The sequence below is a fragment of the Corallococcus sp. M7 genome (assembly GCF_054512695.1).
The window spans coordinates 2,273,557-2,290,143 of the sequence record NZ_CM137252.1; the positions used below are offsets into that span (position 1 = coordinate 2,273,557).

Below are 16,587 nucleotides of genomic sequence, written 5' to 3' on the forward strand. Positions count from 1 at the left end.
CCAGGAGCCTCCGGACGACAAGGGCAATCCCACCGTCGACTTCCACGGCGAGAAGAGAAGCAACGCCGCGCACGCGTCAACGACCGACCCGGAGTCGAGGCTGGCGCGCAGTGGATGCCGGGTATGACGTGCAGTGCTTCGTGGAAGCTGTACGGGAGCGACGGATGACTCCGCACGTGGCCCAAACGCGGGACGTGCGCCGGGCCAGCCGGATCGACGGCCGGGCCCCCCGCCATACGGGCTGCGCCCTGCCAGCGCGCGCTCTTCAATGCCCTGCGGTGTTCATCGCGAGGCCCGTGGAAAGCAAAAAGGCCCTGCCGGTTTAGGGCAGGGCCTTCTTTTTTGCTCCCCGACGTGGACTCGAACCACGGACATGGTGATTAACAGTCACCCGCTCTACCAGCTGAGCTATCGGGGAATATGTCCCGTCGCGGCGGTGCGTTGCCGTGACGGATGCGACTTCTAGAGAACCGAGCCTGCCCTGTCAACTGTCCTGTTCGATCCGATCTCCCGGCTTACTTCGCAGCCCTGGTCCGCACTGGAGGGACTGAGCCCTGTCGTGTCCGGGGCGCTTGCCCGCGTCCTCTCGGGCGACCCCGCCGAGCGCGTTCTCGACCGGACCCTGCGCTCCCATCGCGACCTGTCCCGCGAGGGGCGCCAGGCACTGAAGGAGGCCGTCTTCAACGTGGGCCTCTGGCGCCGCCGCCTGGCGTTCCTCCTGGACTCGCCGGATCCGTCGCCCTCCCAGCTTCTGTTCGCGCTCCTGCATGGGCTCGTGGGCGTTCCCGCCTCGGATGCCGCGGCCTGGGCGGGATTGGAGGCTCCGGTTCCTCTGCGGACCGGAACGCCCCCATCGCTGGCGCTCCGGGCCTCGTTGCCGGACTGGCTCGCGGACCACTTCGTCCGTGAGCTGGGGACGGAGGCGGAGGACTTCTGTGCCCACCTCAACGTCCCAGGCCCCATCTCGCTCCGAGTGAATCCGGCCCGCATCTCGCGTGAGGAGCTGGCCTCTCGCCTGGCCTCCGAGGGCGTCTCGACCCGCCCTGGCTCCTGGAGCCCCTTGGCCCTTCATGTCGATGGGCCCCGGCCGAACCTCTACGCCCTTCCTTCTCTTCGTGAGGGCCTGTTCGAGGTCCAGGACGAGGGCAGCCAGCTCCTGGGGCTCCTCGTGGAGGCCCAGCCCGGGGAGACGGTGCTGGACCTCTGCGCCGGGGCAGGGGGCAAGACGCTTCAGTTGGGCGCGGCCATGAAGGACTCCGGCCGGCTGCTTGCCTACGACCCGGATGCGGAGCGGCTGGACCGGCTCCAGCAACGCGCCTCCCGGGCCGGGCTCAACCGCGTCCAGGTGCTCCGGACGCCTCCGTCGCTGGGCCTCAACGCCGACCGTGTCCTCGCGGACGCGCCCTGTTCCGAGCTGGGCTCGCTCCGCCGGGGGCCGGACCTCCGCTTCCGGCTCACGCCGGACTCGCTCTCCCGGTACACCGCCGTCCAGCGCGACATCCTGGCCCGGGCTGGCGACGTGGTGCGCCCCGGGGGCCGGGTCGTCTACGCGACGTGCACCGTCAACCGCGCGGAGAACCAGGACGTGGTCGCGGACTTCCTCCGCTCCCGCCCTGACTTCCGGGCCGTCACTCCGGGCTCCGGGTGGCTTCCGGACGCGTGCGTCCAGGACGGGTTCCTCCTCGTCACCCCGCATCGGCACGGCACGGACGGCTTCTTCGCGGCGGTGCTCGAACGCGGCACGGCGGGGTAGGGCGCGTCGGCGCCAAACCTGTCCGACAGTCGGACAGGTTTCCGCAACTCGGCGGGGGAGGGCGGGCCGGCTCAAAGCCGGTCCGACAGTCGGATAGGTTTCCAGTGACGGCCAGGCGGACGAGCGCTCCATGGGGCCTCGTTCCTCCGTCCTGCGGTACTCAACGCTTCGGGCCCGGGCTCCCTGAAACACCGTTTCCCCCTCGCACCGGGTGCTATGAAGCGCTGCGTGCGTTGGCTCAAGCCCCTTCCGCTCCGTCCCCGCGACACGGTGCAGGTCGTTGCCCCCGCGGGCCCCTTCGAACAGGCCCCCTTCGAGGCCGGTCTGCGCATCCTCTCCGAGCGCTACTCCCCGGTGGTCCGGCCCGATATCGGCGCCTCGCACCGCTACCTCGCCGGGGATGACGCCCGCCGTCAGGCGGAGCTGTCGCACGCGTTCCTCGACCGCGCCTCCCGCGCCATCTTCTGCGCTCGGGGCGGCTATGGCAGCGCGCGCCTGTTGCCGGAGTTGCCCATCGACAAGGCCGGCCCCGTCGCCTTCACCGGCTTCTCCGACCTGACGTCCATCCACTGCGCGCTCCAGGCCCTGGGCCGCGTCTCCATCCACGCGCCCGTCCTCACGCAGCTGGGCCGCCAGTCCACCCAGGTCCACGACTACTTCTTCCGCCTGCTCGAATCCGCGGAGGCCCCGCCGCCCCTCACCGGCAACGCCACCTATGTTCCCGGTACCGCCGAGGGCGTGCTCGTGGGCGGCAACCTGTCCGTGTTCTCCCGGCTCCTGGGCACGCCGTACATGCCGCCGCTCGACGGCGCCGTGCTCCTCCTGGAGGACGTCACCGAGCGCCCCTACCGCATCGACCGCATGTGGACCCATCTGCGGCTCGCCGGTGTCTTCTCCCGCGTGCGCGGCATCGTCCTGGGTGACTTCACCGCCTGCGAGGAGAAGGACGCGAGCTACTCCAGCGCGGACGTGCTCCGCGAGCTGGCCCGGGACGCGAAGGTCCCCTGCGCCGCGGGCTTCCCCATCGGCCATGGCGCCATCAACTACCCCGTGGCCCTGGGCACCCACGTGCGCCTGGACGCGGACGCCGCGCGCCTCACGTTCCTTGAAGGCGCGGTGAGCCCGGGATGAGCCAGCACCCCATCGCCAACCTCCAGGCCGTGCTCGATGACGGCGTGGAGCTGGGCATCTTCCCCGCCGCCCAGGCCGTGGTGCTCCACAAGGGCATGCAGGTCTTCGGCGGCGTCGCCGGCAACGTGAAGGGCGATACGAGATTCGACCTCGCGTCCCTCACCAAGGCCATGTCCACCACCGCGCTCTTCCTGCGCCTGTGGACCGAGGGCAAGGTGGGCCCGGACACGCTCGTGTCCCGCTACTTCCCAGGTTCGCCCGCGGGCGACGCGGGCGTCACCGTCGCGGACCTGCTCTACCACCGCTCCGGACTGCCGGCCTTCGTCCCGTTCTTCGCGGAGGCGCTCAAGGCCCACCCGGAGCTGCTCGACGCCGGCTGCCCTGCCTCCGTCCGCGCGCAGGTCCACGCGGACGTCCTGCATGCCGCCGCGGCCACGCCGCTCGACGCGCCCGTGCGCACGAAGTCCGTGTACAGCGACGTGGGCTTCATCCTCCTGGGGGACATCCTCGCCCGCGCCGGTGGCGCTCCGCTGGACGTGCTCTTCCACCGCCACGTCGCGGAGCCGCTGGACCTGAAGGCCCGCTTCCATCGCCTCACCGACTTCCCGGCTGACGGCGCCACCGCGCCCACCGGCGCCATGCGCCCGCGCGAGCCCGCTCCCGGCCAGGAGTCGCTGTGGAAGGACGTGCCGTCCCAGCCGTCCCGCCCCGCGGAGGTGGATGACGACAACGCCTGGGTGCTGGACGGCGTCGCCGGACACGCGGGCCTCTTCGGCACCGCCGTGGACGTGGCCCGCTTCGGACAGGCCGTGCTGGAGGGCGCCGCGGGCACGCATGCCGCGATTGCTCCGGGGCCGTTGTGGCACCGCGCGCTCGCCACGGATCCGATCGTGGCCGGCAGCACCCGCTCCATGGGCTTCGACTCTCCGTCGAAGGGCCACTCCAGCGCGGGCCGCTTCATCGGCGACACGCCCCCGGGCGCGGTGGGCCACCTGGGCTTCACCGGCACCAGCCTCTGGGTGGACCTGAGGCGGTCGCTCGTCGTCGCGCTCATCACCAACCGCGTGGCCCAGGGCCGTCAGGACCTGCGCATCCGCGACTTCCGCCCCGCCTTCCACGAGCTCGTCGTGGAGGCGCTCGACCTTCACGTCCTCCCCTGAGGAAACCGCAGCATGGCTGACGACAACGGCAACGTCCTCGACTCACTCGACCCGAAGTCCGTGCGCCGCATCCACCTGGTGGGCGTGGCCGGCACAGGCATGGGCTCCTTCGCCGGCATGCTCAAGGCCGCCGGCTACGACGTCACCGGCAGCGACGAGAACGTCTATCCGCCCATGAGCGACATGCTCCGCACGTGGGGCATCCCCGTCAGCACGCCGTACGCGCCCGCCAACCTGGACTCTGCGAAGCCGGACCTGGTCATCATCGGCAACGTCATCCGCCGCGTGAACCCGGAGGCCACCGCCGTGCGTGAGCGCGGCCTCAAGCAGATGAGCTTCCCCGCCGCGCTGGGCACGCTCTTCCTGGACCGCTCGCACTCCGTCGTCGTGGCCGGCACGCACGGCAAGACCACGACGTCCTCGCTCATGGCCCACGTGCTGGTGGCCGCGGGCAAGGACCCGAGCTTCCTCGTGGGCGGCGTCACCCAGAACTACGCGGGCAACTACCGCGTGGGGAAGGGGCCGCACTTCGTCGTCGAAGGCGATGAGTACGACACGGCCTACTGGGACAAGGGCTCCAAGTTCCTCCACTACCGGCCGCGCACCGCCATCGTCACCAGCGTGGAGTTCGACCACGCGGACATCTTCCGCGACCTGCCCCACTACGAGGCCACCTTCGAGAAGTTCGTGCGACTGGTGCCCAAGGACGGCCAGTTGGTCGTCTGCGCCGCGTACCCCAACGCCGTGCGCATCGCGCGCGGAGGCACCGCGCCCGTCAGCACCTACGTGGCCAAGGAGGGCGCGGACGCGGACTACACGCCGAAGAACCTCTCCTTCGGTCCCGAGGGCGCCCGCTTCAACGTCATCGAGAAGGGCCAGGACCTGGGCACCGTGACGCTGCCCCTGTCCGGCGCGCACAACGTGGAGAACGCGCTCGCGGTCATCGCCGCCGCGCGCGGCCTGGGCCTCACCTTCGCTGAAATCCAGCAGGGCCTGTCCACCTTCCAGGGCGTGAAGCGCCGGCAGGAGGTGCGCGCGGAGATTGAGGGCGTGCTCGTGGTGGACGACTTCGCGCACCACCCCACCGCCGTGCGCGAGACCATCGCCGCCATCCGCCACCGCTACCCGGACCGGCGCCTGTGGGCCATCTTCGAGCCGCGCTCCAACACCAGCCGCCGCAACATCCACCAGGAGGACTACGCGCACGCCTTCCCCGGCGCCGCGCGGGCCAGCCTCAAGGTTCCCGAGCGCCACGACAAGGTGCCCGAGGGCGAGGAGCTCAACGTCCCCAAGCTCATCGAAGCGCTCAAGGGCCAGGGCATCGCCGCGGACGGCGCCACCGACGTGCAGACGCTGGTGGACCGCGTCGCTTCCGAGGCGAAGTCCGGCGACGTGCTGCTCGTCATGAGCAACGGCGCCTTCGGAGGCTTCATCGAGAAGCTGCTCACCGCCCTGAAGGCCCGGGCGGGGAAGGGGACCTGAGCCATGCGCCGTCCATTCCTCCTCTCGCTGGGGGCCCTGGCGTTCGCCATGGGCTGTGCCTCGTCGTCGGCATCGTCACTGCCGCCTCTCACGGACCGCACCGGTGACGGTCCGCGCTCCAGCAGCTCCGCCCTGGAGTCGTCGAACAAGGGCCCGGGCCAGCCGCTGGCCTTCCAGGTGAAGCGCTACCCGGACAACAGCCCGTATGACTTGAAGAGCGACCGCGGGCAGGTCGTCCTGCTGGACGTGTGGGCCACGTGGTGCGAGCCCTGCAAGGACGCGCTGCCCATGTACGCGCAGCTTCAGAAGGAGTACGGCTCGCGCGGCTTCAAGGCCTACGCCCTCAACGTGGACGAGGACGTGCGCGCCATTCCTCACTTCCTGGAGGAGGCGAAGGTGGAGGTGCCCATCCTCCTGGACGCCAACGCGCTGGTGTCCGAGCGCCTGCTGAAGGTGCGGCTGATGCCCACCACCTTCCTCATTGACCGCAAGGGCGTCATCCGGCACGTGCACGAGGGCTTCGCCGAGGAGTTCCTCCAGCAGTTCCAGACGGAAATCGAGCAGCTGCTCGCCGAGCCCGCCTCCTAGCGCGCACCCGAGGGAAAACGCATCCATGGCCCACGAACCGGAAACGCCCGCCGCGCTGCGCCGCACCGCGGAGGAGGGCGCCCGCATGGCCGGCCGCATCCTCCGGGAGCGCTTCCCGCAGCACCGCACCATCGAGTTCAAGGGCGGCATCGACCTGGTCACCGATGCCGACCGCGCGTCCGAGGCCGCGCTGCTGGACTTCCTTCGCCAGCGCCACCCGCACCACGCCATCCTCGCGGAGGAGAGCGGGGCCACGCAGGGCACGGACACGTTCCGGTGGATCGTGGATCCGCTGGACGGCACGACCAACTACTCGCACCAGGTGCCGCACTTCTGCGTCAGCGTGGCGGTGGAGGGCCCGGAGGGCACCGTAGCGGGCGCCGTCTACGACCCCATGCGCGACGAGCTCTTCTCCGCCGCGAAGGGGGAGGGCGCCACGCTCAACGGCGTGCACCTGAAGGCCAGCCCCACGGCCACGCTGGAGCGCGCGCTCCTGTGCACGGGCTTCCCCTACGACGTGCGCGAGCGCCCGGACCTGCCCGTGGGCCTCTTCTCCCAGCTCATCCTGCTGGCGCAGGGCATGCGCCGCACCGGCAGCGCCGCGCTGGACCTGGCGTACGTCGCGGCCGGCCGCTTCGACGGCTACTTCGAGTTCGGCCTCAAGCCCTGGGACATCGCCGCGGGCGGCCTGCTGGTGGCGGAGGCCGGCGGCGTCATCGTGCACATCGACGGGCGGCCCTTCGACGTGCTCAAGGGCGACGTGCTGGCGAGCGGCGCGAACCTGGCGCCCCAGCTCATGACCCAGGCGAAGCGCTTCCTGGATGAAATCGGCTGGACGTCGCGCGACTAGAAGAAGCTCTCCGGCACGAAGACGATGTCGCCGGCCTGGAGCAGGAAGTTGCGCTCGCGGCCCACGCCGATGTCCTCCACGGGCACGCGAATCTTGCGCTCCTGCCCGTCCACCACGCGCGTGACGAGCGTGTTGTTCTTCGCCGCCAGCTTGGTGAAGCCACCGGCCAGGGTAATCGCCTGGATGATGGAGACCTCGCCGGTGACGGGGAAGGTGCCCGGCTTCTGCACCTCACCGAAGACGAAGATCTTCTGCGAGTTGTACTCCCGCACCAGCACGGACACCTGCGGGCGGCGCAGGTAGCGCGCCAGGCAGTCGCGCAGCGCGTCCGCCGCGGCGCTGGCGGTGAGGCCGGACAGCGCCACCTTGCCGCACAGCGGATAGTCGATGGTGCCTTCCGGCGACACGCGCCAGGTGCCGGAGTGCTCGGGCTCCTGGAAGACGCGCACCTCCACCACGTCCCCGGCGCCCAGGCTGTCCCCGGACTTCGCGGCGGTCTGCATCGACGCGGCGGGCGTGGGCGGAGGGGGCGGCGGGCGCGTGTCCGCGTGACACGCTGCCAACACCGCGAGGAGGACCGGCAGGATGAAGCGGAGCCGCGAGGGACGCATGGGCGCGGAGGGCCTCAGTAGGAGACGGACACCCGCGCGTAGCCTTCGTGGCGGGTGTAGTTGAGGCCGGCGGCGCCGAGTGACGACGAGCGGGTGCCCAGCATGTAGCCCACCGCGCCCACCAGCCACGGGCGGATTTGATACTCGGGCCCCAGGTCCAGCGTCACCAGCGTGTCGCCGCGGCCGCCCGCGAAGGAGAGGAAGTCCAGCGCGCCCGTGGCGTGCAGCGCGAGCCGGCTGCCCATGACGGAGCGCCCTTCCGCGTAGACGCGGTCGTCCCGGAAGGTGCCGTAGGCGGCCACCGGCTGGAAGGCGCGCAGGTAGCCGCCCTTCACGGTGAGCGACGGGCCCAGGAGGTACGTGCCCTCCAACTGGCCCACCACGGTGCCGCCGCCGCTCGAGCCCAGGTTCTGGCTCCAGCCGGCCTTCGCCGTCAGGGTGATGCGCGGGGACACCAGGCCGGAGACGCCCGCCATGGCGTGCAGGATGGCCGCGCTCGGCGTGGTGGTGTCGTTGAAGTAGCCCCGGTACTGGAGGCCCGTGTCCACCACCACCGCCGTCTTGGGCAGGAAGCGCCAGCGGCCCTCGGCGCCCAGGCGCAGGTTGCCGTAGTTGAACTGGCTGGCGGCGAGCGGATCACACGCGGCGTCGGTACAGCCCACGGGCGTCATGCCGCCCAGGGGCTCGAAGAACTCCATCGCGTACGCCAGCGTCGGCGTCACTTCCAGCGCGCCGCCGCCGGGCTTCCACTGCGCCCTCACGCGCGCCTCGTTGAAGAGGCTGAGGATGCCCGCGCCCAGCGCCGCCGTGCGCGTGCGGTCCGAGCGCATCAGCTCGTCGCCCACCTCGATGGACAGCTCGCTCTCCTGGTTGAACCGCAGCGCCAGGTCCGCCGCGCCCTCCAGGTGCGATGCCGCGCCGGAGCCCGAGGTGATCAGGCCCGTGTAGGCCACGTAGTCCAGGTTGCCGCGCAGGGCGATGGCCAGCTTGGGGGACGGCACGTCCAGCATCAGCCCGGGGCGCACGTGCAGCGCCAGCTCTCCGGACAGGTCCGGGGACAGGGGACCGGTGCCCCCTTCGCGGAAGTAGCCCACGCCGCTGTCCAGCCGCGTCTCCAGCTCCAGCGTCGGGTGCAGCCGCCCGTTGCCCACCTTGAGGCCATTGCCCCCCGGAGGCCGGCCGCCCACGAACGCCTGCGCCGACGCCGTCAGCGGCAGCAGCGCCGCGAGCGCCAGGGCCCCGAGGGCCAGACGGAATGTCCCAGGCTGCTTCATGGTGTCAGAGCTGCTCCACGCGGTGAGACGGCGGGCATAGCACGCGGGTTCCCGCACCGGAACAAACGGTCCAGGGCCGGGACCGCGCGAGGTGGAAGGAAGCAGCCACTCAGTCCACGGGGCTCGCGGGAGGAGGCCGGACGACCAGGTCCGGCGGCGGCGGGGGGCGCGTGGGGTCACCCCCGGGCAGGTTGTCGGGCTCCTCCACTTCCACGAAGAGGTTCTCGTCGGTGCGGAAGGCGAGCTGGCCGATGCACTCCTCGGCCTCCGAGCGCAGCTGGCCCACCTTCTGCTGGGCGATCATCACCTTGGTGAACTCGTGCTCCCCGGGCGCCGCCTCGCTCTTGCTGACGGCCTCCTGGAGGGCCACGTCGGCCTGCTCGGAGATGCGCAGGAGGCCCTTGATCTGCGTCAGCTTCTCGTTGGCGCAGTTGAGCTTCACCACGTCCTTGGTGCGCCGCGCCTCCTCCACCTTCTCGAACACCTGGCGGAGCGATTCCCGCATGCCGCCCAGCGCCTGCGTGCTGCGCTCCAGCTTCTGGCTGTCCGGCACGTCACCGGCCTTGTCCAGCGCGGGCGGAGCGGGGCGGGGGGGCGACGCGGGTGACTGCGCGAGCGCCATTCCGGAGGTGACGAGTCCTCCCACGACGGCGAGCATTCCCAGGGTGCGCATGCGCCTCACGAGTCCTTCCGGCCCTTCCCAAGCTTCGAGAGTCGAGCCTAGGAGTGAGGGGGAGGGGTGTCAACGCAATGCCCCATCGGCCCGGAGTCCGGCATTCCGGCCCGGGCGTCAGTCCTGGGGGGCCAGGCGGGCGTTGGCCTCGCGCAGGCGGGCGGACAGGCTGCGCGCGATGTTCACGACGATGAAGGTGAAGCCGTCCGCGTGCGCCAGCCGGAAGGTCCGCAAATCCTGCGCGGTGAGCTGGAGCAGCTCCACCTCGCCCAGGGCGCGCACGGTGGCGGAGCGGTGGTCCTTGTCGATGAGGCCCATCTCCCCGAAGAACTCCGGCGGGCCCAGGACGGTGAGGGGCTTCACCCCGTTGCCAGCCCCCCGGCGCACCACCTCCACCTGGCCGCGCACGATGACGAAGAGGCTGTCACCCAGGTCGCCCTCCTCGAACACCACCTCGCCGTTCGCGTAGCGGTACAGCCGTGCCAGCTCCGCCAGGCGTGCGAGCTCGGCGGGGGCCAGCATCTCGAAGAGGGGGGATGTGGCGATGACGGCCAGCTTCTCCATGTGCTCCCCGCGGTCCCGGTGCCTCCGGAAGGTCCGGGAGGTCGAGCCTATTCCCCTGGCGAGAAGATGAACGGGTAGCTGACGGGGACGTCGTCACTCGGTTTGAAAGGGAACGTCCAGGCGCGCATCGTGGTCTTGATGCAGTTGATGACCTCGTCCGAGCGCAGGGTGGACTCGTCCACCTCCACGTCGCTGGCGCGGCCCTGCGGGGTGAGATTGAAGCGGACCATCACCCTGCCCTTGAGGGAGGGGTCGCGCTTGAGGCCGTTTTCGTAGCAGCGCTGGATGGAGGCCTTCCGGCTCTGGATGTAGCGGGCCAGGTCCTTGGGCTTGACCTCCGAGCTGTCCACTTCCGGCACCGAGTCCACGACCTGGGGCACCTTGACGACCTGCTTGCGGCCCGTGTCCACGTTGCCCGCGCCGGAGGTCTGCGTCGCGCCGATGCCCGCCATCTTGCCGCCGGTGTCCCCCTGCGGGTTGGCGATGCCATTGCCGCCGCCGGAGCCCGCCGTGAGCGCGCCGCCCGACGTCGCGCCCGCGAGCGCATCCGCCACGTTGGCGCCGCTGCCGGAGCTCCCGAGCACGTCCGCGATGGCGTCCCCGCCGCCGGGGCCCTTGCCGCCCAGCAGCTTGAGGATGCCGGTGTTGCCCACCTTCTCCGCGATGTACTGCCGGCGCTCCGCGCTGTTGGCGGGAGCGGGCGCCGCTTCCGTGGGCTCGGTCTTCTTCGGGGCGGTCTTCGGCTCGTCCGCCTTCTTCTGCGGCGTGGTGCCCGGGTCCTTGGGCTCCTCCTTCTTCGCGGGCTGGGGCGGGATGATGGCGCGCACGAAGCGGTCTTCCAGCTGGTCCAGCTCCACCTCCGCCTCCACCGGCGCGGGCTGGGCGACGATGAGCGCGACGCTCAGCACGTAGAGCACCAGCATCGACAGCAGGATGCCGAAGAAGACGCGATCCACCGTGCGCCACGGGCTGGCCTTCAGCTCCGGGGGCAGGGTGGGCTTGGAGCCCTCCGCGGGCGCGGGGATGAAGTGGAAGAAGAGCGTGGCGTCCGGCAGGTCCACCTTGCCGCGGGCGCTCTCCTGCAGCGGCAGGTCGAAGGTGTCGTCCGCGCGGCGCGTGGCGAGTCCCTGGGAGCGCAGCGCGTCGAAGTCCACGTCCGACGAGCCCAGGTTGACGCGGCCCTGCATGTGCTCGTCGATGATGAGGTGGAACTGCTGGCCGCGGTTCTCCAGCACCTTGAAGCGCGGCGGTCGCGCCTCGGACGGAGGCATGACGATGGTGTTGCGGGCGTCCTCGCCAATGGTGACGGAGTCGTGGAGCAGGTGGTGCTCTTCGACGATGCGCCCGTCCTGGATGACGCCGACGCGCAGCAACTTGGGGCGGGTTTGAAGGGCCATGTGACTAGAACGGGTCCTGCTGCACGCTCTGGACCACCTTGGGCACGAAGCTCTCCGTGCGGTTCAGGTCGTCGAAGCTCGGCTTGGAGCGGTCGAGGAAATAGAAGGCTTCCGGCTTCTGGATGCGCCCCTCGACCTGGATGGCCTCCAGGCGGATGGTCTTGGCCGGCTTCTTCGGCGCCGAAGCTTGGGAAGCCTGGGGCGCTGGCGTCGCGCCGTTCGCGGCCTTCTTCGTGGACGCGGGGTCCTCCGCCCAGGACGGATGGGCGACGGCGAGGAGCAACAGGAAGAGGGCGGGGCGCATGGGCGGAAGTCGTGACTACTGGACGTCTTTGGACACCTTACCCGAGGCGCCCGGCCGCGTGGCAGGGGGCCCGGGGGGTGAGGCCGGGGTCGGGTTTGCCTCGGGGGCCTTGGCCGCTTCGGCGGCCTTCTTCAGGCCTTCCTTGCGCTCGCGCTCGCGGCGGCGGGTCTCCCGGTCGATGCCCTTCTGCGCGTCCTTGAGGTACTGCGCGGTGCGCTCGTCGGTGCCGCCCTTGGACTTGTACTGCTCCAGGAAGGACGCGGCCTTCTGGAGGCGCTCCAGGGCGTCCATGCCGGCGGGCTCCAGGTCCAGGTGGAGCAGGCCCAGGTTGAAGTACACGTCCTTCGCGTCGGGCTGGAGCTGGAGCACGCGCTCGTACTCCGCCAGCGCGCGGGGGAAGTCCCCTTCGCCGCGGTACGCGTTGCCCAGGTTGAGGTGGGCGGCGGCGAAGTCCGGCGCGGCTCTTCACGGCGGCCTCCAGCTCCACGCGGGCGCCGGCGTAGTCCTCGCCCTCGTTGAGCAGGGTGCCCAGGTTGTTGCGCGCCTCGGCGAAGTCCGGCCGGAGCGCGATGGCCTGGCGGAAGCGCTCCAGCGCCAAGGGGCGCTCCTTGAGGCCCAGGTGCACCAGGCCCAGGGCGTTGAGCGTGGCCGCGTCCTGCGCGTCGATGGCGAGCGCGTTGCCCAGCACCATGGAGGCCAGCTCGTACTTGCCCTCGCGGGCGTACACCTGCGCGAGCACCTGCATGGCGGGCACGTGCTGCTCGCTGACCTGGAGCGCGCGGCGGGCCTCCGCGACGGCGGCCGTGTGCTTCTTCTGCAAGAGGAGGTTCAGCGCCAGCGCCGTACGGCGGGCCACGGAGTCCTGTTTCGTCAGCGCCTCGCGCAGCTCCGCCTCCAGCGATGCCGCGCGGCCCGTGCGCGCGGACAGCCGCACCAGGCAGTCCCACGCGGCCTCCTGGTCCGCATCCAGCGCCAGCGCCTGACGGTAGGAGCGCTCCGCGTCCGGGAAGCGGCCCTGGCGCTCCTGCACGATGCCCAGGTTCGTCCACGCGGGGCCCAGCTTCGGGGACTTCTCCAGCAGGGCCTTGAGCGCGGTCTCCGCGATGGTCAGCTCGCCGCGCCGGGCGATCTCCACCGCGCTGGTGAAGTCCTTCTCCGGTCCCGCGAGCGACTTCGCGACCGGGGCCGGTTCCTTCGCCTGGGGCTTCGCGTCGCCAGACTTCGCTTCGCCCGGTTGGGGCGACGTGCTGATGGCGGTGGCGGGGCCTGCCTCCGGCCCGGTGAGCTTCGAGTCCTTGCGCGTCTCCGGACCGGAGGCGCAGGCGGACAGCCAGAGCACGAGCCCGGTGAGCGCGAACTTGCGGCCCGCGTTCATGGCGTGCCCCCTTCCGTGAGACGGGTCGCCTTGTCCGGGTCGGCGCGCGCGGGCGCGGGCGGCGCGGCGAGGCTGCCCAGCAGGCCGTCCGGATACACGGTCTCCGATGCGAGGGCGCCCCGGGCCTCCTTGAGGACGGGGTACTCCTTGGGGCGGAAGCGGTTGAGGGACTCCAGCGTGCGGCGCGTCCACTCGTTGGAGACGCGGTTGTTGCGCGCCTCCTTGAGCGTGGCGGCGTAGCTCTCCACCGCGCGGTCCTCCAGGGCCACGGTGCGCTGCGTGAGCATGTCCTGGTACGTCAGCACCGCGTCGTCCCCCAGGCGCTTCACTTCCGGAGGCACCGGCGCCTCCAGCAGCGTGGCCGCGAAGCGCTCCAGGGCGTAGCCGCGCCGGTAGAACGACGCCAGCGACCACTCCAGTTGCTTGTACGGCAGCACCTTCGCGTACGCGGCATCCACCGCCTTCACGGCCTCGGTCTTCTTGCTGAAGCTCTTCTCCAGCGCCTTGCCGGCGCCGCTCAGCTTCAGCGCGTCGAAGCGCTGGAACTCCATCTCCGCCAACTGGAAGCGGCTGTACGCGGCGGCCTCCGCGGCGCGTGGCTGCGTGTCCGGCTTCAGCTTGCGGCGGTCGAACTCGTCCGCCGCGGCGGAGTACGCGCGCTGGGCCTCCTTCGCGTTGCCGCGCTTCTTCCACGCGTCACCCAGGCGGCGCTTCGCGTCCACCACCAGCTCCACCTGGTCCGCCTTGCTGGCGAACTTGCGGACGAAGGCCTCCAGCGCCTGGACCTCGCCCTTGGTGTCGCCCGACTTCTCCAGGATGCGGGCCGCGCGGTACTGGTTCTCCGGCGCGCTCTTGCCGTGGGGGTACAGCTCCACGGAGCGCTGGAAGGCCGCGGCGGCTTCCGCGTAGCGCTGCTGTCCTTCGAGCAGCGACGCCGCGTTGAAGAGCGCCGCCTCGCGCTCCTCGGCCTTCGGGTAGTCCTTCACCAGCTTCTGGTAGCTGGTGACGGCCTTGTCGAAGTCGTAGGACTTCTGCGCGTTGAGGGCCACGCGGAACAGCGCGGTGTGCGCCCACGGCGACTTCGGATAGTCGCGGTAGATGCGCTCGTAGAGCTTCATCGCGGAGTCGAAGCGGCGCAGTTCCTCGTAGGCCACCGCCGCGTTGTTGAGCGCCTTGTCCGCGAACTCGTGGCGGGGGGCCTCCTCCACCAGCTGGAGGTACTTCTTCGCCGCCTCGTCGTAGCGCTTCTGCGCGGCCAGCTGGTCCGCCAGGTTGAAGCGGCCGGCGAGCTTGAACTTCATCAGCTCGCGGTACTGCTCGCTGGACGGGTCCACCACCTGCGTGTTGCTGGCGAGCCGCGCGCTGACCTCCTCCACGCTCTTCCAGTCCTGGTCGATGAGGAAGGACTCGATGATGAGGTTGGTGGCGTAGCCGGCCACCGGGTTGCGCGGGTACGCCTGCACCACGCGCTCGAAGCGGGGGCGGGCCTGGGTGAAGTCGTCGTGCGTGTAGAACAGCTCCGCGGCCTGGTACGCGATGCCGGGCGCGGCCTCCTCCTTGGGTAGCAGCGCCACGTACGCGTCGGACGCCTTCACGAGCGCGGCCTCCGTCGGGGCCAGGGCCACGGGCGCGTGCGCGCTGTCCTTGGGGCGCTCGCTGGCGCGCAGCGGCTTGCGCTCCGGCACGCGGCCCGCCTTCACGTCCTCGTCCAGCTGCGCCTTCCAGGCGAGCACCGCATTGTGCGCGGACACGTCGCGGTAGGTGTTGTCCTGGTTGGAGTCGCGGACGGCCTCGTACTCCTTCGCCGCAGGGCCGTACGCGTCCGAGTTGAAGAGCGACTCGGCGTGGAAGAAGCGCATCGCGTACGCGGTCTTGCTGCGCGGGAAGCGCTCCAGGTAGGTGCCGTACGCGCGCGCGGCGGAGGCGTAGGTGCTCTTCGCCTCCGCGTCCTTGCCCTCCTTCTGGAAGGCCTGCGCCTGCTGGTGCTGGTACGCGGCGGCGGAGTAGAGGCTCTGCTCGGCGAGCGTCTGCGCGTGAGACAGCGCGTTCGGGTCGTCCTTGTTCTTCTCGTACCAGGCGCCGCCGGGCAGGTAGTCGTTGGCCAGCTTCTCCGACTCGCGCGCGTACAGGTCCATGCGCCGGTCGCGCTCATAGGCCTGGACGATGCGCTGCTGCAGGCGGGGCGCGTCCGTGGTGAGCGGGTCGGTGGCCAGCACCTGCTGATACGCGGCGATGGCCTCCGGGTTGCGGAGTTGGTCGAAGTAGACGTTGCCCAGCCGGCGGTACACCTCGGCCTCGTAGGGCCGGCCGCCGCGCTTCGCGAAGAGGTCGCGGGCCTTCGCCACGCCGCCCCAGGTCTCATCCGCGAGCGACAGCGCGATGTACTGGAGCGCCTCCGAGCGCAGGTCGCCTTCGTCCGCCTTGCTGCCGGACTGCTGGTGGGACTGGTAGTGGTCCAGGAGCAGCAGGAAGCTGTCCACGGACTCCTCGAACCAGTCCATCCGGTAGTACGTCCAGGCCAGCTTGTAGCGGGCCTTGTCGTAGAACCGGTGCTCCGTGTCGCGCGTGGCGGCGGTGTACGCCTCCGCGGCCTTGCGCAGCGCCTCCGGGTCGGACTCGTCCTCGAACCAGTACTCGCCGATGCGCGTCCACGCGTCGGTGGCGAAGCGGCTCTTCGGGTAGCGCGTGGTGAGCTGCTGGTAGGTGGCGAGGCTCTCCTCGTCCTTGTGCTGCTCGTTGAGGCAGTACGCCAGCAGGTACAGGGAGCCGTCGTTGAGCTTGTAGTCCGGGAAGCGCGCGAGGAGCGTGCGGTACACGCCGATGGACGGCGAGAAGTCCACGTCCGGCTCCGGTGGCAGGTCCGCCATCTGCTCGTCGGACAGGGTGCGCACGCGCTCCGCGTAGTCCTTGCGCGCCAACTGGTGCTCGTCCGCGGAGCGCTCGTAGTACAGCTCCGCCAGGCGGAACATCACGTCCGGCGTGGCGCGCGGCTCGTCCGGGTAGCGGCGCAGGAAGTCCTCGGCCCGGGCGATGGCGTCCAGCCGCTGCGTGCGCTCCTGCGACTCCAGCGCGGTGAGCGTCTTCTCGTAGGCGTTGTTGAGCGCGGAGCGCTTCTGCTGGTAGCGCCGCTCGATGAGCTGCTTCACCTCGCGGTGGAAGTCGCGCGACTCCGCCTCGTAAGCCTCCAGCGCGCGGCTCACGTCGCGCAGCAGCTTCTCCTGCTCGGCCGTGTGGCCCAGGCCGTCCAGGTAGCGCGAGGTGTTGGGCGCGGGCGCGGCGGGAGGCGCGGGCTGGGACTTCGCGGGGGCCGCGGGCGCGGAAGGCTTGGAGGCCTTCTTCGCGGCCTGGCTGGGGGCCTTGGCCTTCGCGGCGTGAGCGGCCAGCGGCGCCAGGGCGATGAGGAGGGCGAGGGCAGGGCGGCGCAT

General features: G+C 70.8%; 14 protein-coding genes, 1 tRNA gene and 2 pseudogenes. 7 read left to right on the forward strand and 10 right to left on the reverse strand.

Translation table 11 applies throughout. From position 1 onward, the window contains the following. Window positions 1-4: 4 nt before the first annotated feature. Window positions 5-115, forward strand: a pseudogene (locus ACX114_RS09540) (IS5/IS1182 family transposase); the annotation flags it as partial. Between the two features lie 230 nt (window positions 116-345). Here ACX114_RS09540 and ACX114_RS09545 read toward each other — a convergent pair. After that, window positions 346-418 (reverse strand) — tRNA-Asn (locus ACX114_RS09545). A 141-nt stretch (window positions 419-559) separates the two neighbouring features. On the opposite strand from ACX114_RS09545, the gene ACX114_RS09550 reads away from it, so the two are divergent. From ACX114_RS09550 to ACX114_RS09575, 6 genes are all read left to right on the forward strand, one after another. After that, window positions 560-1,753, forward strand: a complete 1,194-nt coding sequence (locus ACX114_RS09550) for an RsmB/NOP family class I SAM-dependent RNA methyltransferase (protein ID WP_459296880.1) — start codon at window positions 560-562, stop codon at window positions 1,751-1,753. Between the two features lie 216 nt (window positions 1,754-1,969). Then, window positions 1,970-2,884, forward strand: coding sequence for a S66 peptidase family protein (locus ACX114_RS09555; RefSeq protein WP_459296882.1), 915 nt, complete (start codon window positions 1,970-1,972; stop codon window positions 2,882-2,884). After that, window positions 2,881-4,044: a serine hydrolase domain-containing protein gene (locus ACX114_RS09560; protein WP_459296884.1), complete on the forward strand. Its 1,164-nt coding sequence runs from the start codon at window positions 2,881-2,883 to the stop codon at window positions 4,042-4,044. Before ACX114_RS09555 ends, ACX114_RS09560 begins: the two co-directional genes overlap by 4 nt. A 12-nt stretch (window positions 4,045-4,056) precedes the next feature. Beyond that, window positions 4,057-5,526, forward strand: coding sequence for a UDP-N-acetylmuramate:L-alanyl-gamma-D-glutamyl-meso-diaminopimelate ligase (mpl, locus tag ACX114_RS09565; RefSeq protein WP_459296886.1), 1,470 nt, complete (start codon window positions 4,057-4,059; stop codon window positions 5,524-5,526). Window positions 5,527-5,529: 3 nt separating this feature from the next. Beyond that, window positions 5,530-6,114: a TlpA family protein disulfide reductase gene (locus ACX114_RS09570; RefSeq protein ID WP_459296888.1), complete on the forward strand. Its 585-nt coding sequence runs from the start codon at window positions 5,530-5,532 to the stop codon at window positions 6,112-6,114. Between the two features lie 25 nt (window positions 6,115-6,139). Continuing rightward, complete coding sequence (locus tag ACX114_RS09575; RefSeq protein WP_459296890.1) at window positions 6,140-6,964, forward strand: inositol monophosphatase family protein; 825 nt, start codon at window positions 6,140-6,142, stop codon at window positions 6,962-6,964. Here ACX114_RS09575 and ACX114_RS09580 read toward each other — a convergent pair. From ACX114_RS09580 to ACX114_RS09620, 9 genes and pseudogenes are all read right to left on the reverse strand, one after another. Further along, window positions 6,961-7,575, reverse strand: coding sequence for a polysaccharide biosynthesis/export family protein (locus tag ACX114_RS09580; RefSeq protein ID WP_459296892.1), 615 nt, complete (start codon window positions 7,573-7,575; stop codon window positions 6,961-6,963). The two genes, ACX114_RS09575 and ACX114_RS09580, sit on opposite strands and share 4 nt — an antisense overlap. A gap of 14 nt (window positions 7,576-7,589) precedes the next feature. Beyond that, entirely contained in the window at window positions 7,590-8,849 is a 1,260-nt protein-coding gene (locus ACX114_RS09585) for a hypothetical protein (RefSeq protein ID WP_459296894.1), read from the reverse strand. A 109-nt stretch (window positions 8,850-8,958) separates the two neighbouring features. Next, entirely contained in the window at window positions 8,959-9,522 is a 564-nt protein-coding gene (locus ACX114_RS09590; protein WP_014394786.1) for a hypothetical protein, read from the reverse strand. A 117-nt stretch (window positions 9,523-9,639) separates the two neighbouring features. After that, complete coding sequence (locus tag ACX114_RS09595; RefSeq protein ID WP_459296896.1) at window positions 9,640-10,086, reverse strand: cyclic nucleotide-binding domain-containing protein; 447 nt, start codon at window positions 10,084-10,086, stop codon at window positions 9,640-9,642. 47 nt (window positions 10,087-10,133) lie between these two features. Next, window positions 10,134-11,483, reverse strand: a complete 1,350-nt coding sequence (locus tag ACX114_RS09600) for an AgmX/PglI C-terminal domain-containing protein (RefSeq protein ID WP_459296898.1) — start codon at window positions 11,481-11,483, stop codon at window positions 10,134-10,136. Window positions 11,484-11,487: 4 nt separating this feature from the next. Then, a complete protein-coding gene (locus ACX114_RS09605; RefSeq protein ID WP_459296900.1) occupies window positions 11,488-11,787 on the reverse strand; it encodes a hypothetical protein in 300 nt (99 codons plus the stop codon). A gap of 15 nt (window positions 11,788-11,802) precedes the next feature. After that, on the reverse strand, window positions 11,803-12,216 hold the full coding sequence (locus ACX114_RS09610; RefSeq protein WP_459300105.1) for a tetratricopeptide repeat protein: 414 nt from the start codon (window positions 12,214-12,216) through the stop codon (window positions 11,803-11,805). 94 nt (window positions 12,217-12,310) lie between these two features. Continuing rightward, a pseudogene (locus ACX114_RS09615) lies at window positions 12,311-13,162 on the reverse strand (tetratricopeptide repeat protein); the annotation flags it as partial. Then, a complete protein-coding gene (locus tag ACX114_RS09620; RefSeq protein ID WP_459296902.1) occupies window positions 13,159-16,587 on the reverse strand; it encodes a tetratricopeptide repeat protein in 3,429 nt (1,142 codons plus the stop codon). The pseudogene ACX114_RS09615 and the gene ACX114_RS09620, both read right to left, overlap by 4 nt.